The 20292-nt window shown below is 49.8% G+C and carries 19 protein-coding genes; 7 read left to right on the top strand and 12 right to left on the bottom strand.

Annotation, left to right across the window (positions count from 1 at the left end; translation table 11 throughout):
- Nucleotides 1-144: 144 nt before the first annotated feature.
- On the top strand, nt 145-2862 hold the full coding sequence (acnA, locus tag Q0499_RS05125; RefSeq protein ID WP_299196948.1) for an aconitate hydratase AcnA: 2718 nt from the start codon (nt 145-147) through the stop codon (nt 2860-2862).
- Nucleotides 2863-2970: 108 nt separating this feature from the next.
- Here acnA and Q0499_RS05120 read toward each other — a convergent pair whose 3' ends face one another.
- Nucleotides 2971-3825, bottom strand: a complete 855-nt coding sequence (locus tag Q0499_RS05120; protein ID WP_299196947.1) for a PA4780 family RIO1-like protein kinase — start codon at nt 3823-3825, stop codon at nt 2971-2973.
- 167 nt (nt 3826-3992) lie between these two features.
- Nucleotides 3993-5168: a p-hydroxyphenylacetate 3-hydroxylase oxygenase component gene (locus tag Q0499_RS05115; protein ID WP_299196946.1), complete on the bottom strand. Its 1176-nt coding sequence runs from the start codon at nt 5166-5168 to the stop codon at nt 3993-3995.
- Between the two features lie 396 nt (nt 5169-5564).
- Between Q0499_RS05115 and hpaA the strand changes: the two genes are divergently transcribed.
- On the top strand, nt 5565-6497 hold the full coding sequence (hpaA, locus tag Q0499_RS05110; protein WP_299196945.1) for a 4-hydroxyphenylacetate catabolism regulatory protein HpaA: 933 nt from the start codon (nt 5565-5567) through the stop codon (nt 6495-6497).
- 211 nt (nt 6498-6708) lie between these two features.
- Complete coding sequence (locus tag Q0499_RS05105; protein ID WP_299196944.1) at nt 6709-7638, top strand: flavin reductase; 930 nt, start codon at nt 6709-6711, stop codon at nt 7636-7638.
- A 111-nt stretch (nt 7639-7749) separates the two neighbouring features.
- Here the strand turns inward: Q0499_RS05105 and Q0499_RS05100 are convergent, their stop codons facing one another.
- On the bottom strand, nt 7750-8589 hold the full coding sequence (locus Q0499_RS05100; RefSeq protein ID WP_299196943.1) for a class III extradiol dioxygenase family protein: 840 nt from the start codon (nt 8587-8589) through the stop codon (nt 7750-7752).
- Nucleotides 8582-8947, bottom strand: coding sequence for a protocatechuate 3,4-dioxygenase (locus tag Q0499_RS05095; RefSeq protein WP_299196942.1), 366 nt, complete (start codon nt 8945-8947; stop codon nt 8582-8584). The genes Q0499_RS05100 and Q0499_RS05095 overlap by 8 nt, the downstream gene beginning before the upstream one ends.
- A gap of 149 nt (nt 8948-9096) precedes the next feature.
- Between Q0499_RS05095 and Q0499_RS05090 the strand changes: the two genes are divergently transcribed.
- The 3 genes from Q0499_RS05090 to Q0499_RS05080 all read left to right on the top strand — a co-directional run bounded on the left by Q0499_RS05090 (nt 9097) and on the right by Q0499_RS05080 (nt 11111).
- Nucleotides 9097-9984, top strand: a complete 888-nt coding sequence (locus Q0499_RS05090; protein ID WP_299196941.1) for a helix-turn-helix domain-containing protein — start codon at nt 9097-9099, stop codon at nt 9982-9984.
- 132 nt (nt 9985-10116) lie between these two features.
- A complete protein-coding gene (locus tag Q0499_RS05085) occupies nt 10117-10524 on the top strand; it encodes a DUF2185 domain-containing protein (protein WP_299196940.1) in 408 nt (135 codons plus the stop codon).
- A 167-nt stretch (nt 10525-10691) separates the two neighbouring features.
- Complete coding sequence (locus Q0499_RS05080; protein WP_299196939.1) at nt 10692-11111, top strand: Hsp20 family protein; 420 nt, start codon at nt 10692-10694, stop codon at nt 11109-11111.
- Nucleotides 11112-11303: 192 nt separating this feature from the next.
- Here the strand turns inward: Q0499_RS05080 and Q0499_RS05075 are convergent, their stop codons facing one another.
- From Q0499_RS05075 to amrB, 3 genes are read right to left on the bottom strand one after another with little or no spacing between them, the layout of a single operon-like run.
- Nucleotides 11304-11801 carry an O-acetyl-ADP-ribose deacetylase gene (locus Q0499_RS05075; protein ID WP_299196999.1) on the bottom strand — a complete coding sequence of 166 codons (498 nt, stop codon included), beginning with the start codon at nt 11799-11801 and terminating at the stop codon, nt 11304-11306.
- Nucleotides 11782-12372, bottom strand: coding sequence for an AmmeMemoRadiSam system protein A (gene amrA / locus Q0499_RS05070; RefSeq protein ID WP_299196938.1), 591 nt, complete (start codon nt 12370-12372; stop codon nt 11782-11784). Before amrA ends, Q0499_RS05075 begins: the two co-directional genes overlap by 20 nt.
- Nucleotides 12359-13138 (bottom strand): AmmeMemoRadiSam system protein B, encoded by a 780-nt coding sequence (amrB, locus tag Q0499_RS05065; RefSeq protein ID WP_299196936.1) that lies wholly within the window; start codon nt 13136-13138, stop codon nt 12359-12361. Before amrB ends, amrA begins: the two co-directional genes overlap by 14 nt.
- A 59-nt stretch (nt 13139-13197) precedes the next feature.
- Between amrB and amrS the strand changes: the two genes are divergently transcribed.
- A complete protein-coding gene (amrS, locus tag Q0499_RS05060) occupies nt 13198-14286 on the top strand; it encodes an AmmeMemoRadiSam system radical SAM enzyme (RefSeq protein WP_299196935.1) in 1089 nt (362 codons plus the stop codon).
- A 250-nt stretch (nt 14287-14536) separates the two neighbouring features.
- Here amrS and Q0499_RS05055 read toward each other — a convergent pair whose 3' ends face one another.
- The 5 genes from Q0499_RS05055 to Q0499_RS05035 form a co-directional block, all read right to left on the bottom strand.
- Nucleotides 14537-15268: a hypothetical protein gene (locus tag Q0499_RS05055; RefSeq protein ID WP_299196934.1), complete on the bottom strand. Its 732-nt coding sequence runs from the start codon at nt 15266-15268 to the stop codon at nt 14537-14539.
- Between the two features lie 569 nt (nt 15269-15837).
- On the bottom strand, nt 15838-16788 hold the full coding sequence (locus Q0499_RS05050) for a tRNA-dihydrouridine synthase (protein ID WP_299196933.1): 951 nt from the start codon (nt 16786-16788) through the stop codon (nt 15838-15840).
- A gap of 116 nt (nt 16789-16904) precedes the next feature.
- A complete protein-coding gene (locus Q0499_RS05045) occupies nt 16905-18122 on the bottom strand; it encodes an O-succinylhomoserine sulfhydrylase (protein ID WP_299196932.1) in 1218 nt (405 codons plus the stop codon).
- A 45-nt stretch (nt 18123-18167) separates the two neighbouring features.
- A complete protein-coding gene (gene purF / locus Q0499_RS05040) occupies nt 18168-19682 on the bottom strand; it encodes an amidophosphoribosyltransferase (protein WP_299196931.1) in 1515 nt (504 codons plus the stop codon).
- Nucleotides 19683-19736: 54 nt separating this feature from the next.
- A complete protein-coding gene (locus tag Q0499_RS05035; RefSeq protein WP_299196930.1) occupies nt 19737-20246 on the bottom strand; it encodes a CvpA family protein in 510 nt (169 codons plus the stop codon).
- Between the last annotated feature and the right edge of the window lie 46 nt (nt 20247-20292).

Below are 20292 nucleotides of genomic sequence, written 5' to 3'. Positions count from 1 at the left end.
CGATTTATGTTGCAGGTAATAGCGGCTCGTTAAACGGCTGAAAATATAACTAACAGAGAGATCGGGCAGCTCCAATCATGACTGGAAGCTCGTGCCTAAAAGGTTATAAGTTCAGAAACGTCCTATCTGCGTGAGGTATAAAATATGACAAGTCCTATCGATTTTGATCCCGCCCGTTCCATAAAAACACTTCCCGGAACAGCACACCGTTACCATAGCCTTCCAGATACCGCTGAACTATTTGGTATAAACCTTGATGAACTTCCCTTTTCTCTTCGCCCTATCCTGGAAGGTATCGCCCGGAATGTTGGCCAGAACGGTGTAACCGCTGAACAGGTTCAGGCGCTTGGACGCTGGACAGAACATCAGGGCACAAAGCCGATCGAAATTCCTTTCACCGCAGGTCGTGTCATTATGCACGATCTGAGTGGCACCCCCGCCATTGTCGATTTTGCGGCTATGCGTTCAGCAGTGCAGCGCATGGGCATGGACCCCGCGATCATTGAGCCTTTGGTACGCGCAGATCTGGTTATCGATCACACGGTGACAATGGACAATACCGGTAGCCCCGCTTCTCTGAGAATCAATGGCGAACTGGAAGCGGCCAGAAACAGGGAGCGTTATGCCTTTTTGAAATGGGGCGCGCAGGCATTTAAAACCATCAGGATTATTCCTCCGCAAACCGGCATTGTTCATCAGGTTAACCTGGAGTATCTGGCACAGGGCTACCTCAACATTAATGGGCTGATGACCCCGGATACCCTCATTGGTATGGATAGCCATACGCCAATGGCTAACGCTTTAGGTATTGTGGGCTGGGGCGTTGGTGGCATTGAAGCCGGAGCCTCCATGCTTGGCCAACCCATGCAGATGCTGGCACCCGAAGTGGTGGGTGTTGAACTCACAGGCGCATTAAGGGAAGGTGTCACCGCGACAGACCTGGTACTCACCATCACAGAGATGTTGAGAAAATATCCAGGGGGTGTTGTTGGTAAGTTTGTTGAATACATCGGTGAAGGGTGCGCTAACCTTTCCCTGCCTGACCGTGCAACCATCGCCAATATGTCGCCTGAATATGGCGCAACCATGGGCTTTTTCCCATTTGATGAAATCTCTGCCGAGTACCTGAGAGCAACCGGCAGGGATGGTGATCTGCCACTCGCATTTTATAAAGCACAAAATATGGCCTGGACGCCAGGTCAGACTCTTCCGCGCTATACCGATCTTCTTCAGCTTGATCTTTCTACTGTTGAACCTTCTGTGGCGGGCCCTAAAAGGCCTCAGGACAGGCTGCCGCTGGCTGAGCTTGGCAACGTTTTCAGAAAAGCGGCTGCAGAAGGAGAACGCAACCCTGAAGTGGTTAACGTGACGCCAATGAAAGCAGATGAAGCCGGTATTTACGCACCGTTACCTGAAAGAGAATTGAAAGATGGCGACATCGTAATTGCGGCGATTACGGCCTGCACCAATACATCCAACCCCGGCTTATTGATTGCAGCGGGCTTACTTGCCAAGAAAGCGAATGAGCTTGGGATGAAAGTACCTGATGGCGTTAAAACATCTTTGGCACCGGGGTCACCGGTTGCAACCGACTTTTTAACCAAGGCGGGACTGCAACAGCATCTGGATGCACTGGGTTTTAATACCGCCGGCTATGGCTGTACAACCTGCGTGGGTAATTCTGGCCCTCTGGCCCCGAGCATCGAAGCCGCATTACAAAACCACGACATTATCGCAGCCTCTGTTTTATCCGGTAACCGGAACTTTGAAGGCCGTGTGCATCCGGATGTTGATACCAACTTCCTTATGTCACCCCCTCTGGTCGTTGCCATGGCCATTGCGGGCAACGTGAATATTGATGTCACCACTCAGCCCATTGGTCAGGATGCCAAAGGCAATGATGTTTTCCTTAAAGATATCTGGCCGAGCAACGCTGAAATTACTCAGACGATGCATGCGTGTATGGACCCGAAAGCCTTCAGAGAAACCTACGAGAACTCTCTCGACGGCCCTGATACCTGGCAGAACCTGGCATCGCCTACCGGTCCTGTTTATGACTGGGATCCAGATTCAACCTACATCCAGGAGATCTCTTTCTTCGACGGTTTCTCACTGGAAACACCAAAAGATGCGTTAAACAATATCGCCGGGGCGCGCATGCTGGTGATGTGTGATGACAACACAACCACAGACCATATTTCACCGGTAAGCCGCATACGCGCAGACTCCCCTCCTGGCGAATACCTGATCTCACAAGGTGTTGCAGAGGGCGACCTGACATCGCTTGGGTCACGCCGGGGCAACCACCACGTGATGCTGCGCAGTATTTTCGGCAATGGTAAAGCCAGAAACCTGATGCTGCCTGGCACTACTGGCGCGGTAACGAGTTATCACCCTGCTGAAGGCGAACCTGCTCAAATGTCGATTTACGATGCCGCTGCGCGCTACCGTGAAGAAGGCACGTCCACCGTTGTGTTTGGCGGCAAGCTATATGGCACGGGGTCGTCACGTGATTGGGCCGCGAAAGGGCCTGCTTTGCTGGGTGTCAGAGCGATTATTGCTGAAAGTTTTGAGCGTATTCACAAATCCAACCTGGTGGGAATGGGTGTTTTACCGCTGCAACTACCGCAAGGGGTGACACGCGCTTCGCTCAATCTGGATGGCTCAGAAACCTTTGACCTGAATGGTATTAATACACTTGAGCCCAGGGGATCTGTAGAGCTGACCATTCACAGAGCGGATGGCTCTTCTCAGCAAATAGAACTGCTTTCACGTATCGATACCTCATCAGAGCTGGATCAGATACGTCATAAAGGGATCCTGCCGATGGTGTTACGAGATATTATCGCCGCAAATACATAACAGAATAGCGTAAGCGAAAAATACTGACAAAAAACCCGCCTGAGGCGGGTTTTTTATTTCAGCAACAGTCTGTAGAGCGCCAGCCTGGCGGAGACGGCTTAACGCAAATTAAACCTCCTCTGCCTCTTTAAGCCGCTCCTGCCGTTCACGCTCTTCCTGCATGACCGCTTTAATCTCCTCCAATACAGAATCAACGTCTGCACCCTCAGCGTCACCGTCATACAGACCGGTCAGCTCGGTTTCCGGTTTCAGCTCGCCCTCTTCATAGAGCGACCACATCTCTTCACCATAGCGCGACAGACTCAAAACAGGGGCAAACTGGGAATAGTAACGGGTCATATTATTAACATCACGCAGCAACATTGCCCGCGCACTGTTGTTTGCTGACGCATCGACAGCCTGCGGCAGATCAATCACGACCGGACCATATTCATCCACCAGCACGTTAAATTCAGACAGATCGCCGTGCACAATACCTTCACACAGCATCAGCTTAACGTAGTGCATCATTACCGCATAATCTTCCAGCGCCTGCTCTTCAGTGAGCAGTACATCCCCAAGACGAGGCGCAACATCGCCCTGATCGTCGACCACCAGCTCCATCAGCAGTACACCATCGATGCAGCCATAGGTTTCCGGCACACGCACACCCGCCCGATAGAGTCTTGCCAGCGCATCGACCTCAGCATTCTGCCAGATCTCCTCCTGCTGCTTGCGACCATATGCAGAATTTTTTTCCATCGCCCGGGCACGGCGACCGCTGCGAACTTTCCGACCTTCCTGATACTGAGCAGCATTTTTAAAACTACGCTTCACCGCATCTTTATAAACCTTGGCGCAACGTATCTGACCGGAGCAGTTGACGATGTAGATATCAGCCTCTTTGCCGCTCATTAGTCGGCTAATGACTTCGTCGATTAAACCCTCATCGATCAGAGGCAGAAGAGATTTTGGTGCTTTCATGCAAACCTATATGTTTAAAAAACCGTTTTAGCCAAGATCGGCAAAACTCTGTCAGCAATACTAACACTTTTAAAAAATAATATTAGCTGGAACAGATAGGATTATTGGTCGCAACCTGACAAAAAAAAGCCCGCGATAATCGCGGGCTTTTCAAAAGATTAAAAACATTAAACCATGGTAGGATCGGGATCCATTCCCATCAGCGAGCGTCCCAGAATCTGCTTACACACGTCATAATCAGTATACGCATGCGCCGCAGTCATATTGCAGTCGCGCCACAGACGCTGAATCTCATTGTCGTGAATCCAGGTTGAACCGCCTGACACTTCAAATAAGCGATTTACCGCCTCGCAACACATCTTAATCGCATACGCCTGGTTAGTACGCCAGAAAGCCAGTTCAGCATCGGTTGGATAGCGCTTCTGTTCACCAAAAGCTTTGTGCTCATCCCAGGTTTTTTCCATGAACGCACGCGCTGCAGATACCTGATGAGTCGCCTCAGCCAGACGCATCAGCGGCGGGATCTCCTTACCACTGCTGGCCAGTGTATAGGCACGGGTACGGTTTTTCGTCATCTCGGTATAGACGGTCAGCATCCGCTCAGCGATACCCAGTGCCATGGCCGCAAAACCGCAGGCAAAGTAAGGACGGTACGGTGTGTAATAGATCTTGCTGTCAGGGTACAAACCAAAACCTGAAGACTGACCGCTCATCATCGCCTTTGCACGTTCGATACGATGCTCAGGGATGAAGGTGTTCGGCTTGATCTTCAGGGTTTTAGTGCCAGAAGGCTTCATACCCGCAGAGTACCAGTCATCTTCAATATCATAATCGCTGGAAGGTATAACCCCGAAACAGTAGTCTTTTTCACCGGTTTCTTTATTGTCACGCAGGAAGCCCAGAATCGCCCACTGAGCATGGTCACAACCTGAACTCCAACGCATATCACCGTTAAAGATAACCCCGCCTTCACACTCTTCGGTTTTACCGAAAGGCGCAATAGAGCTACTGGCCACCGCATCCGGATCATCGCCCCAGAAATCATCCTGAGCCTGCTTTGAGAACATCGCCATCTGATGGCTGTGAGTAATCAGAAGGCTGAAAGCCCAGGCAGTACCGCCACAGGCTCCGGCAAGCGCCGCAATGCAATCGGTAACCTCAGGCAGTGACAACTCCAGGCCACCATACGCTTTCGGCTGAAGAGCACGATGCAGATTGATTGACTTTAACAGACGAATATTCTCATCCGGCACTTTACGCTCTTTTTCAGCCTGCACAGCATTTGCGGCGATAGCAGGCAGAATTTTTTTGAGCTCACCCAGCATTGGATTGGATCGTTCCATTACTCATTACCTTTCTCATTATTGTTTTAGTGACAGAAACTTTGACCGGCTCTTTGCCTGACTTATAGGTATTACGCAACCAGAGCAAAGCTTGCTATCAAATTCATGACTACATTATTGATGAGCTAGCAGCATAAGAGAATGGATCTTTCACAGTCTAACTTGCACTTTCCATAGTTAATATATGAAGTATAATCAGGTTGGTGATTATTTAAAAACCCTGCGAAAGCCCTGTATTTGGATGTTTTCATGTGAATACAACGACATACTGTTCTACACCATGAGATGCAGCTTGTACAAATCCATATTCAAAAGAGATAACGTTCACATCGAATCTTAACCACTATAATTGAGTATAACTGAGTAACTGAGCCCATGACTGAGATGCGAACAACGATGAGTAGTCAATCCAGCCCACTCGCGCAAAGTAACAACGTAACGACCGATATCCCCAACATCGATATCGGTAAAGCTTACGATCAGCATTACATCGACGCTGAAATACATTATGAGCACCTGGAAAAGCTGGCAAATTTCTTTGGCCGCAATATGCCGGTTCATCATCATGACCGTTTTTATCAGATTCATGTCATTCTCAGCGGCACGGTTCGTGTACACCTGGATGAAACCAGTTATACCGTCGAAGGACCGATGTTTTTTCTCACACCGCCAACCATCCCCCATGCGTTTGTTACCGACAATGACGCCACCGGCCATGTAATTACCGCAAGACAACAACTGGTATGGGAGCTGATGAGCGGCATGAGACCCACCCACTGGGGAAATAGCGGCATCATGAACACCCCTCTATGCGTCGCGTTATCGCCCGAGCAGGATCTGAACGCAAAGCAGATGCTCTACCTGTTAGGCCTTATGGCAGATGAGAATGACCATAGCAGCATCGAACATACTCTGGCGTTAAAAGCGTTATTACAGTTGGTATTGATCGATATCGCCCGACTTTCAGATCAAACCCACCAGAAACAAAAAACCCGGAAAGAGGATGTTCGAATATTTCACCGTTTCAATGAATTGATTGAAACCCACTATCAGGATCATCTTGCCCTGGCACAGTATTCTGAGATGATCAGCGTCACCGAGGCGCGACTCAATGAGATATGCAGACGTCTGGCCGGCCTTCCGTCCAAACGTCTCATCATGGAACGCCTGATGCAGGAAGCCCGTCGCTTGCTAACATACTCCTCAGCACCGATTACAGAGATTAGCTATCAACTGGGTTTTAAAGACCCCGCATACTTCGCAAGATTCTTCCGTAGAAATGCAGGAATTACAGCAAGCCAGTATAGAGAAGATAAAAATAATCAATAATTTCAGATATATAAAATACAAACCTAACTTAAATTATTATTTTATTGAAATAATTTATCTATGGAAAGTACAATTAAAGCAGTGGAAAATATATGTCTTATCACCCTGCGCACTCTATAATTAGTTAACATATTAATCTTTGTCCTGCCCTCGCACGGCAGCTACAATAATAATTACAACGATCCCCCCTATTGATCAAAGGTGACCCTCTATGTCTCAGACAGAATTCGACCCAAAAGATTTTCGCCGCGCACTCTCTCAGTTTCCCACCGGCGTAACGGTCATTACCACACTGGATGCTGAAGACAAGCCGGTTGGCGTCACCGCAAGTAGTTTCAACTCAGTGTCGATGGATCCTGTTCTGGTACTCTGGAGCATCGACAAAGGCGCTCATAGTCTGTCCGCCTTCGAAAATGCAGAGCATTTTGCGGTGAACGTCTTAGGTCAGAATCAGGTGTCCACGTCGAATAATTTTGCCAGCCGGGGCGAAGACAAATTTGCCAATGCAGCTTATACCTCAGGCCTGGGCGGCTCTCCTATTCTGGATGATTATGCCGCACAGTTTGAATGTAAAACCTGGGCGGTCTATGAAGGTGGCGACCATCTGATTTTAGTGGGTGAAGTGATTGACTACCGTTACAACGATAGTGTTGAACCGTTGGTATTTGCCCGGGGAAGCTATGCGATCTCTTCTCAGCACCCGGAGATGAACAGCTCACAAGCAGCAGCATCACAGGAAGATGATTTCATTGGCAGCTATCTGCTTTATCTGTTACGCGCTGCTTACCAGGGTTTTAGTTCTGAGCTCTACCCAAAACTAAAGCAACACCACGATATCACCCCGGAAGAGTGGCGTATCCTTGCGCGCATGATCTCCTCTCCGGAGATCGATACCCAGGAACTTGCTGAGCGGGTGATGCAACCTGAAGTAGCGCTCAATCAGACCATCAGCTGGATGGCAGAGAAAGGGCTTGTTGAAGTGTCTGATAACACCGCACGCATCACAGCTAAAGGCTCTGAGATCGGTGAAAAGATGAAACAGTTAGCGCTGGCTGAAGAAGCCCGGCTACTGGCCTCAATATCTTCTGAGCAATCTGATCAGCTGAAGCAAAACCTGAAGACACTGATCTCAAAACTTTAAGTTTAAAGCCATGAACTTAAAGCTATAAATTCAAAGCTCTAAATTTAAAACAAAAAAGCCCTGACACGAGATCAGGGCTTTTTTATTTCAGGTTACCTGAAAACGATAGATTTAATCGTTGATCAGTAACTGAATACCCGCAGCCGTATTGGAGATCGGCGCGATCAGGTTACGGTAGCCCTCGGTAACTTTACCGGTCAGACAGCCACGCATAGCCATCCACATATTCAGCTCAACGCCCTGACCACCGGCCAGTTCAACAATATCTTCCAGACTGTATTTAGTCAGTGCCTCAGGATCAGATACCATCTTATCCAGACACTCGATGTCGAAGTCGGTATTGATGATACCTGCCCGCTCGCCATCCAGCTGATGCGACAGACCACCGGTACCCATGACAACAACCTTCTGATCGCCACCAAATGATTCAACCGCACGGCCAATCTGCTGACCAAATGCATAGCTGCGCGAGAGCTTAGGCATCGGGTGACGTTCACAGTTGATGCAGATCGGAATAACCTTAACCTTAGCGTAATCCTTGCCCGGGTACATCAGGGTCAGCGGCACAGTCAGACCGTGATCGACTTTGATCTCCTGACAAACAGTCGGATCGAAATCGTTCTCAACCAGCTCATTCACAATGTGCCAGGACAACTCAGTCTCGCCCCGTACGGGAGGAATAGGATTAATACCCCAGCCTTCATCGGCATTCTCATACTCGGCAGCCGTACCCACGGCAAAGGTAGGTTTCTTATCCAGAAACATCTCCAGACCATGATCGTTATAAAAAATAATCAGAATGTCTGGATCAACTTCGTTAAACCACTTTCTCAGAGGCACATAGCTCTGAAAGAAGTCGCGCCAATATGGGGTGTCTTCCAGGCCTTTATCCATTGCAACGCCAATGGCTGGAATATGTGATGAACCGATACCGCCTACTATTTTAGCCATTGTTTTTACCTATCCCCTGACTGTCCAGATATGCTTGAAACTCTTCTGTGGTTTGTCCAGTCTGTAAACCACCGAAATCCTGTACATTCAGACCCAGAATCGGTCCGATTTTAGCGAGGTAATAAATACTACCGCCCTCACGAATCAACCCCAGAACGTCTCGATCACGCACGCACTGCTTCTGAGCTTCATTCAGCTTAAATTTCTCCATGTAAGCCTCTTCATCGGCGACAAAGGCATCACGGCCCTCCTTAGAATTAAAGGAGAAGAACATTTTATTCACGGGATAGCCCTTCGTGGACATCGGCCCATCGAAGAAAGTAGTGCCTGGAATAGCACGCATTTTTTTTATAGTCATAGTGACTCCATTGAGTTGCGGGACTACCAAAACCCTAGTATCAAAATATTAGCGCTTTCTACAAGTTGTATATTACGCACATTAACTATGGATAAAATGCAAATTTCATGCTTTATTATTGTACAAATCATGGATTAGCCAATTTCAGAATGACAAATAACAACTCTCACCACCCTATTCCTATTACCGACTTCTATGGCGAATCCACGGCCTGGCCGTTAGAGGATATGGTTCACTGTGAACAGTTAAGTCTGCGAAGCGCCTTGTATGACTGGCAGATAAAGCCCCACAGACACCGGGACCTGATGCAGATGTTCTTTGTCCTCGAAGGACAGGGTTCCGCCCAGGTTGATAATCGTTCGCTGTTGATAAGCGCAGGTGACCTGCTGGTCATTCCCGAGCAGTGTGTTCACACATTCCGCTGGGAATCCGGCTCCAACGGCTATGTACTGGCGGTCGCCCGCCCCCTGCTAAAACAACTGGAAAAAGTGCTTGATGACCCCTCATGGACCCACGGTACGGCAACCACCTATTCAACAGGAACCGACCAGAACTACCTGAATGATCTACTCTCCTCTCTTAACGAAGAGTGCTCAGGAAAGGAGATCTACCGCCACCTGTTGATGGAAAACCGGGTACTCTCTCTGGGAATCTGGATTACCCGAAAACATGCACTCATGAGCGAAGCAGAAGGACAACCCGAAAGCCGCTCAGAACAAAGACTAAAAAGATTTACTGATCTGCTAGAAAGCCATTTCGACCAGGAGCACAGCGTTGACTGGTACGCGAATAACGTGGGGGTCACAGCAGCCCATCTTAATGAGATATGTAAAAAGCTGAGACAACAAACCGCTCTCAGCCTGATTCACCAGCGCGTCCTCACCGAAGCCCAGCGCAACTTAATATTTACAGGTAAGTCCGCTGCAGACATTTCACACTTGTTGGGGTTTTCAGACCCTGCCTATTTCAGCCGTTTTTTTAAACGGCTGTGCGGCGTGACACCGAAACAGTTCCGACAATCAAAAATGCAAGATTAAGAAGACGATGTTTATACCCTCCCTGTTTGGCTGGGTTGTCATCCATCACTAAAGGGCTATTTCTCGCTAAACTTTAGCCCCAAAAATGCGTAGAATACCGCCTTCGTAAAAACACATAAAACCGGAGCTGTTATGAGTCTCGACGATATCGATAAGCCTTTAAGCAAAGAAGATGAAACTGCCCAAACGAAAAATGGCTTTCTGGCGCTTGTCTCAAGGCTGGTCTTCGATGAAAAGCTACCGGTACGCTTTATGTACAAAACCGTGCCTGCCCATCTGAATGACACCGGCTGGCGGATGTTTACCGGCTATGAGACCCCTGAGTTCCTCGAAGATGAGGTAACCAACCTGATTCCGGTAGCCGTCGAAAAGATGACCATGCTGGACCCATCCCTTACCGAACTGGTGGAGTACAACGCCGGTACCGTATGGGAGCGTACTCCAGAGTCTGAAGGATGGCAGCGGGTATATGACTTTAAGATTCCGGCAGACCGGGTGGAAGTCGAAATCACCAACGATATTGATGAGTTTAAACACTAATCACAAAAAAAGTGGTTATAAAACAGCCAAAAAAATTGAAGCCTTTCCCTTGAAAGGCTTTTTTTTGTCCTTATAAAGTGTATTAACGGAGGCTCAGAAGAGGTCCGTTAACGGCCTGATCATTGTGATAGGCAACTGAAAACATATTGCTCTATGAGGATATTATTATGCGTCAATTTGACCTTGCTCCACTCTACCGTTCCGCTATCGGCTTTGATCGTCTGGCATCCATGATCGACAACGCCACCCGCAACGAACAAACCCAGAACGGCTACCCACCTTACAATATTGAGCTGATCAGCGAGCATGCTTACCGCATCACGATGGCAATTGCGGGTTTTGAAAAGTCTGAAGTCTCTATCAACACTGAGCACGGTATGCTGACGGTGACCGGCAGCAAAAATGCCGATGAAACTGAGCGCCAGTATCTGCACCAGGGGATCGCCGCTCGTGGTTTTGAGCGCAAATTCCAGCTGGCTGACCATGTCCGGGTGACCGAGGCATCGATGGAAAATGGCTTGCTGCATGTCGATCTTGTTCAGGAGATCCCAGAAGCGATGAAGCCCCGCGCTATCGACATCAACTGATTCGTCGTTAACCCGACAGTTCGTTAGCTCAATAGCCATCAGATAACAGGGAGCCTGAAGCTCCCTGTTTTAATTTATGCCGCTATTCTCTGTTTTACTCTCAGCTCTACTCTCTGTTCTACTCTCTGCTAAGATAGGTAACTAACCGCCCGATGCCAGCGCTTGTTGATAAAGCCTGTTTATAGAGCTTGTTTATATAGCCTGTATATAAAGCCCGGCCATCTCCTGATCAAAACAGCAAAAGATAACCTCTTCCAAACCAAACGTTTTATAAGCCGCCGATACCGCGCTGGTTGCAATTGCGACCGCCTCAGCTTTGGGATATCCGTAGATTCCGCAACTGATGGCAGGGAAAGCAATACGTTTAATCTGATAAGCCGGACACAGCTTTAAACTATTAAGATAGCAGGATTCCAACAACCGGGACTCTCCTCTGCCTCCCCCTTGCCAGATCGGACCTACCGTATGAATCACATACTTCGCGGGTAACTCATAGCCCCGGGTAATACGGGCCTCACCGGTAGGACAACCATCGATAGTCCGACATTCAGCCAGCAACCCGGGACCAGCCGCACGATGAATCGCGCCATCAACACCGCCGCCACCCAGCAATAAACTGTTGGCGGCATTAACGATCGCGTCAACATTCAGCGTCGTAATGTCCGTTACCTCAACCCGAATCACTCTCATCTTCCCCAATTTTAATCGCCTGATAGATCCAGCACTTTACATCATCGCTCCAGTAATCCGCCGCAAGCCCAGCCTTTTGTCGTAACTGATTCAGAAAATTCTTTGGCTGATTTAACTGCTCCCACACCGACGGCAGAAAGGTAGAGCGGTGCCCTTCAGCTTCGAACAACAAACCATCAATACCCGGCCGGATCTTAGCCAGCAGATCAGCTTCACTACTGACTGGCAAGGGCACCATTGGCGTCAGCACCGAGATCTCATACTGCAGCTTTGCCAACTCAGCTGCAGACACCGGATCAAAACGCTGATCCCGGAATGCGGCCAGATAACTGTTGCGCAATACCGCATCAACCAACGAACTGTTCGCTTCCAGATTGCCAATACAGCCACGCAACCGCCCGTCGAGCTTCAGGGTAACAAAGCAGGCTCGCGACTTCTCCAGCCACGCAGGAATATTCTCGGCTGAGGGGCGTTGAGGCTCCTGGCCCGCCAGCCCACGGGCAACCGTGTCGCGGGCAAGATGAAGCAACAACTGTTGTTCAGTCGCGCTGTAACGCTCAATAGAATGCATAGGACGAATACCCCACTACCCGGCTTTGATCACCGGCGGTATCCCCGGAATTACAGTAACCCAGAAGCTCTGCCTCCAGTCGGTGTTCTGCTGCATAGGTCAACATACCGTTCAGGGCATTACAGCCGCAGGCTTGTTGCGGCTTGATATCGGTCGCAAGGTGGCTAATCTGCTGCAACGTTGCCCGGTCGATCTGCTGTGCTTCTGCGTAAGGGTGAAAATGACTCAGGTCGCTACTGATCACCAGCAGCGTGTGCGGCTCCCGCAGCACACGGCTGATCAGTGCAGCAACATCCTCTGATGGCGTTTGCCCCACCAGCACCGGTAACACCTTCAATGCACCATCCAACAGCTGTAAAAAAGGCAGCTGTATCTCCAGACAATGCTCCTGCGCATGCGCAGTATCGTTGACTACCGCCAGCCCGTCATCAACCAGCTTAGCCCCGAGCTCACGATCGATCTGAAGTGGCCCCAGCGGAGTTTGCCACATCTCAGCCCCGATCACCGCCATCCCCCGCAACGGCACCCGATGCGCAGGCCCCAACAGCACAACCCGGCGGATCTCTTTGAGATAGGGGCGGATGCGGTTATAGGCTTTTGCGGCAATCCCTCCCGAATAGATCAGGCCCGCATGGGGCACCTGAATAGCCACCGGCCTGCAACCCTGCTGCGGGTTATCTGCCAATAACTGACTGACCATCAGCGCAAGTTCGTCAGGATTATCCGGGTAGAACATACCGGCGACAGCAGACTGCTTAATTCTCATATACACTGATCCTTAGATAGCAAACGTACTCATACGCTCAGTATAGGTCATCCGCCCCAATGCAATCAGTCAATCCCCACCATCCAACCCATTACTGGCATCGTTCTGAAGATGGGCGAACCCAGTGTGATATTTGTCCACACCAGTGCAAACTGCAAGAGGGCCAGCGCGGACTCTGTTATGTCCGGGGGTGCGAAGCGGGCGAAATTGTACTGTACAGTTACGGACGCTCCAGTGGTTTCTGCATCGATCCGATTGAAAAAAAACCACTCAATCACTTTCTGCCCGGCACCCCGGTGCTGTCATTCGGCACCGCGGGATGCAATCTGAGCTGTAAGTTTTGCCAGAACTGGGATATGAGCAAATCCCGGCAGATGGACACCCTCGCCAGCCAGGCAAGCCCACAGATGCTCGCCGATGCCTGCGTCAAAACAGGCTGCCGCTCAATCGCTTACACCTACAACGACCCAGTCATTTTTATGGAGTATGCAGTTGACGTCGCCCAGGCCTGCCGGGAACAGAACATCCACTCTGTCGCGGTCTCGGCGGGCTTTATCCTGCCCGATCCCAGAGCTGAATTTTTCCGCTATATGGATGCGGCGAATATCGATCTGAAAGGCTTCAGTGAACGCTTCTATCACAAACTCTGTGGCGGCCATCTGCAACCGGTACTGGACACCCTCATCTACCTGGTACATCAGACCGACTGCTGGGTCGAGATTACCAACCTGATCATTCCCGGTGAGAATGATGATGCCGCTGAACTGCAAGCAATGTGTGAGTGGATATACGAAAAACTGGGCCCCTGGGTGCCTCTGCACTTTACCGCCTTCCATCCTGACTACAAAATGCAGGACAGGCAGCGCACACCACTACAAACCCTTGAAAAAGCGCGCAGCATCGCACTCAGCTGCGGGCTGAAACATGTGTATACCGGCAATGTTGCCGCAACCAACAGCGGCTCAACGTACTGCAGCCACTGCGGCCAGTTATTGATTGAGCGCTGCCAGTACCAGCTGGGCGAATGGAATCTTGATAAACACGGTTGCTGCAATCACTGCAAAACACCGCTGGCAGGAAAGTTTGAGGCGACACCGGGGAGCTGGGGAGCACAGCGGCAGGTAGTTCGTTTTAAGAGCAGTGGTTAGAGCGCTTTGAAAGCAGTGGCTAGATCGCTTCGAAAGCAGTAGCTAGATCGCTTTGAAAGCAGTGGCTAGATCGCGGCTTCGCCGCTGGCTAGTGGTTAGAACGTCGCTTCGCGACTCGCTAGAAAAAGCAAAGAAAAACAGCAGTAGCCACGATAATGCAAAGCGGGCATTAACGCTCAGCTCACCGGGATTTTGCGGAGCGCCAGCGTAGCAAAATATCCGTGTGTAGCTGCTTGTTATACACAATAACCTACCATGTATACTTTATAGGATTAGACGCACCCTTTTTGCGAAATTCATCTGGTGTGCGCTTACCTACATACTGTTGTTGTAACTCTACTGGAGCTTCATGCCCTTTGAATCCGTAGCGCCCTTCAACCGTCTCTCTTCCTGGAAAATTTGCTGTATTTGCTTCTATCCACTCATCCGCAACGAAAGCGCCCACAATTAAGCCTTGTACAGTTGCTAAAACAACCTCTGCTTCATTCGCTTTCTTTTTGCTCAAACGCCAAGCATAGCGAGTGGCTTCATAAAGTGAGCTATCCAGAGCGCTTCGATTAACGCTGATAAGCAAAGCTTTGTGTTCAAACTTTGCAGTTTCTGCGGAATATTTCTTTATGATTTCGGAAGAATGCATAGCACCAAAATCACTATTCCCATGACCATCCATAATATTGGTTATCCCCGGATAAGCATCTATTAAAGCGGCTTCAACCTCGAAAGCTGATTTTTCAGACAATCCATGCCTGTGAATAACATGAGCAACATCAAATCCCGCTATGTGAATTGATCTGATTCGGGTCATTTTTTCAGACAGGGAATCAGTCTCAATATCACCGCGAGCATGAGCAAATACACGATTGCCCTTACCTTTCCCGATATAAAAGGTTTCTCCGTTCCTAGGATCAATTAACCGGTAAACATAGTATTGAAGTTTTTCTGCTACTTCGGATGGAAAGGAATCAATCTTTGGGTCAGGCATGGGTTCTCCTTTGTGTATAACATCTTAATACTACGCCGGCGCATATGCATGCCGAACTGAATTTATTAAAGGAAAGGTAACTATCAGATAATAAAGAGGAAAAAAACCGACACCGCGATCTCCCTTAAGACAAAAACGAGAATGCGCAGTTGCATTCCGGGCCCGGCGTAATATTCCGCCAGCGTTTCAACCTATCCCTTTGTTTTTCAGACGTTTTGCTAACTCATCAAGCAGCAAAACGAGCCTTCTCTAACGATTCAACGAGCATAACCTCTGCGATATACAAAATATACTGTTTATACATACAAATTACGTACTGTTTTTGGTAGAGCTGGACTGATGATACTTCTAACGATTCTTTCTTTGCTCTTTCGAGCGACAAGCAAGTCACGCCTTTTGTGACGTTCGAACAACGAGCTACGGCTTTTAATCTTTTTCTAGCCAGTCGCGCAGCGACGTTCTAACCACTAGCCAGCGGCGAAGCCGCGATCTAGCCACGGCATATTCAATGCTAAATGAGATTCGACAACTTATCAAAAGCTCTTATAAAAAGCTCTTAAGAAAAGTTCTTATAAAGAATACTGATGCAAAAACTGCCGCACTTCGGGGACCTGTTTCAGGGTGCGCATCTGTTGCAACATCTGCATCGCTTCAGGGTATTCACGTGACATCATCTTCAACCACTGCTTGATCCGGCCGTGGACGTACTTAGGTGCCAGCTGTTGCTCCACCATTTCGAGAAACTGTTGTAGCAGAATCAGCATCTCAGGCCAGCTCAGGTGGTCCGGGTCATCGCCCCGTTGCAGTGCTTTAATCCGTAAACCCAGATCAGGTGCCGCAACTAAGCCACGCCCAATCATCACATCATCACAGCCGCTCACCTCACGACAGCGCTGGTAGTCCTGCCAGTTCCACACCTCTCCGTTAGCTGTCACCGGTATAGTGACATGCTCTCTGATACGGGCGATCCACTCCCAATGGGCCGGAGGCCGGTAACCTTCCTCTTTGGTGCGGGCATGCACCGTCAGACCATTGGCACCGGCATCAGCAATCGCTGCCGCATTCTCAAGCGCCTGGGACTTATCGTGATAACCTAAACGCATTTTCGCTGTCACCGGAATATGGTCAGGCACCGCCTGGCGTACCCACCAGACTATCTTATGCACCAGTTCAGGCTCGTTCAGCAGGATGGCACCGCCTTTACTTTTATTGACCGTTTTTGCCGGACAACCAAAGTTGAGATCGATCCCTCTGGCACCAATACTCACAGCCTTACGGGCATTACCCGCGACAACCTGCGGATCGCTGCCGAGCAGTTGCAGGATCACCGGGGTACCCGAGCTGGTATAACTGTCGTTAAACAACTCAGGACAAATTTTGCGAAAGACTTTGGCGGGCAACACCCGTTCAGAGACACGGACAAACTCCGTGACGCACTGATCGATCCCGCCAATACGGGTGAGGATCTCCCGCATGGGCGCATCAACCACCCCTTCCATCGGTGCCAGAACTATCTTCAAATTAACCCTTAAAGTCTATAAATAACATTTACTAGAGACAATAACTCTATGAAATCAAATACAAATAAAATGCCCGCTCCGATCTGCATCGGGCGGGCATCTTCATCAGACTCAGCTTAGATTGCAGCCAGACCCCGCTGCAGATCGCACTTAATATCGTCCAGGGATTCAAGCCCCACTGACAGTCGGATAAGATTGTCTTTAATGCCCGCTTCAGCTTTGGCTTCGGCGCTCATCCGTCCATGGGTGGTAGTGCCCGGGTGGGTAATGGTACTTTTGACATCACCCAGGTTTCCGGTAATGGAGATCATCTGCGTCGCATCGATAAAACGCCACGCAGCCGCTTTATCACCGCTCACTTCAAATGCCAGCACGCCACCAAATGCCCGCTGCTGTTTTTTCGCCAGCCCGTGCTGTGGATGCTCTTCCAGACCTGAGTAGTAAACCTTGTCGATACCCGGTTGCTGTTGCAGCCAGAGAGCCATCGCCAGTGCACTGGCACTGTGAGCCATCATCCGTAGTTCGAGTGTTTCCAGCCCCTTCATAAAGACCCAGGCATTAAACGGGCTGAGGCAGGCACCACCGGTACGGATAAAGCCGTACACCTCTTCCATCTCTTTGTCGCGACCGACAACCACACCACCCACACAGCGCCCCTGACCATCCAGGTATTTGGTTGCTGAGTGAACCACGATGTCCGCGCCCTGCTTCAGCGGCTGCTGCAATGCTGGAGTGCAGAAACAGTTATCGACCACCAGCAGTGCATCATGTTCATGCGCCAGTTTAGAGACCGCTTCTATATCACCCAGTTCTGCCAGCGGGTTGGAGGGGGTTTCAAGAAAAAACATCCGCGTCGCGGGTGTTACCGCCTCAACCCAGGCGTTGATATCTGTCGGGTCAACGTAGGTGACGCTGATACCGGTACGGCTGAGGTACTTATCAAACAGTGAAACGATAGAACCGAACACACTGCGTGAACAGACCACATGATCGCCCTGCTTCAGCAGCGACAGACAGGTGCTGAGAATAGCCGCCATACCTGAAGAGGTGGCAACCGCACGCTCAGCGCCTTCCAGAGCGGCCATACGGCGCTCAAAGGCATTGACTGTTGGATTGGTAAACCGGGAATAGATATTCCCCTCTTCCTCGCCACCAAAGCGGGCAGCCGCTTCCCGGGCGCTGGAATACACAAAGCTGGAGGTGGGATAGATCGCATCATTATGCTCTCCCTCATCACTCCGGTGCTGTCCTGCACGGATCGCCAGGGTGCTGAACTCATAGTCAGCATCCTCAAACTGGATCCGCTCCGGACGCTCAAAGCTGGACTTGGACATCAGCCATAGTTCCCATTAATTCAATAATACAGTCCTGCTAATCCGCTATATGGTCGCGTGCAGATCAGCATTCTGATTGGTTGATGATTTCTTTTCGCCACCTTTGGCAATATCGTTACGTTCTGCATCGATGCGATTGAGATAAGCCTCATCGATGTCACCGGTAATATATTTACCATCAAAGACAGACGCATCAAAGCCGGTCACTGAACTATTGCCCGCCAGCAGACAGTCTTTCAGATCATCCAGATCCTGATACAACATCCAGTCTGCACCGATCTCTTTACCCACTTCGTCATCGGTACGTCCGTGTGCAATCAACTCATTCGCCGATGGCATATCGATACCGTACACATTCGGGAAACGCACAGCGGGCGCAGCAGAGGCAAAGTAAACTTTCTTCGCACCCATCTCCCGCGCCATCTGCACAATCTGCTGCGAAGTCGTTCCGCGCACGATAGAGTCATCGACCAGCATCACTACCCGACCTTTAAACTCCAGTTCAATCGGGTTAAGTTTACGGCGCACCGACTTCGTCCGCTGAGTCTGACCCGGCATGATAAAGGTCCGACCGATGTAACGGTTTTTGATAAAGCCTTCGCGAAACTTAACGTTCAGATGGTGGGCCATCTCCAGGGCAGCGGTACGGCTGGTATCAGGAATCGGAATAATAACGTCGATGTCATGATCGGGACGCTCACGCATCACCTTCTCAGCCAGCTTAACCCCCATCCGCATACGGGACTTATAGACGTTCACTTCGTCAATAATGGAGTCCGGACGCGACAGATAAACATATTCAAACAGGCAGGGGTGCAACTGAGGATTTTCAGCACACTGCAGGGTGTGAACATCGCCATCCTGAGTGATAAAGATCGCTTCACCCGGCGCCACATCACGGATCAGGGTAAACCCGGAGATATCCAGAGCAACCGACTCAGACGCCACCATATATTCAGTGCCTGCGTCAGTATCACGCTTACCATACACCAGTGGGCGAATGCCGTGAGGGTCACGAAATGCAACAATGCCGTACCCGGTAATCACCGAAACCACCGCGTAACCACCCCGAACCCGCTTATGCACCGACTTAATGGCCGCAAAGATATCGTCAGCGCCGGGAACCAGTTTGCCAATTTTCTGCAGCTCATGTGCCATAATATTCAACAGCACTTCAGAGTCTGAGGTGGTGTTGATATGGCGCAGGTTCTCTTTGCGCATCTGCTCACGCAGTTCTGCGGTATTAGTCAGGTTACCATTATGAGCCAGCGCAATACCGTAAGGCGCGTTGACATAAAATGGCTGCGCTTCAGCTGAACTGGAGCTACCTGCGGTAGGATAACGCACATGGCCAATACCCATGTTGCCCATTAAACGTTTCATATGACGGGTACGGAAGACTTCGTTCACCAGCCCATTGTCTTTACGCATAAAGAAACGGTCTGCCTCACAGGTCACCATACCAGCGGCATCCTGGCCACGGTGCTGTAGCACTGTCAATGCATCAAAAATCGTCTGATTCACATTAGATTTGGCTACGATGCCAACTATACCGCACATTAAGGCTACCTCAGGTATTTAGTTAGTTACAGCAAGTATAAATGAAAAATTCGTTTAGCTATTCCGCCCGCTGAGATTCCAGATCATCTGGCCTATGTCAGCAGCGGTATCCCGTGTCCAGGATTCCATCAGCAGGAAGTGCGGAATCAGTTGTGATTCGGCCCACCAGCTATCTTCAATTACCGGTGAGCGCACCAGTAATGCAGTAATAACGATAACAATCAGACCGCCTCTGACAACGCCAAAACCGATGCCCAGAATCCGGTCAGTACTACTCAGACCGGTTGCCTGAACCAGCATATTGATAAGGTTGTTAATCACGGCTCCCACCATCAAAGTGGCAACAAACAGTAGTATAAAGGCTGCACCTAAGCGCAGTGAAGGCGTCTGCAGGAGGTCTTCCAGCAGCGTACTCAATGAGGGGGCAAACAGTCGGGCGACGATGAACGCTGCCACCCAGGTAACCAGCGACAGTGCCTCTTTCATAAAACCGCCGCGCAGGCTGTATAATCCGGAAATTGTGATGATGCCGATAATTGCCCAATCGGCCCAGTTTAGTTGCATACTAAGAATCTACTTCAGGATCTGAATCAAGGGCAGAATTCTACCA

The organism is uncultured Amphritea sp. (assembly GCF_937127095.1).
Lineage (GTDB): Bacteria > Pseudomonadota > Gammaproteobacteria > Pseudomonadales > Balneatricaceae > Amphritea.
Note: the sequence above shows the minus strand (reverse complement) of the source record. Positions and strands in the feature narration are given on the sequence as shown.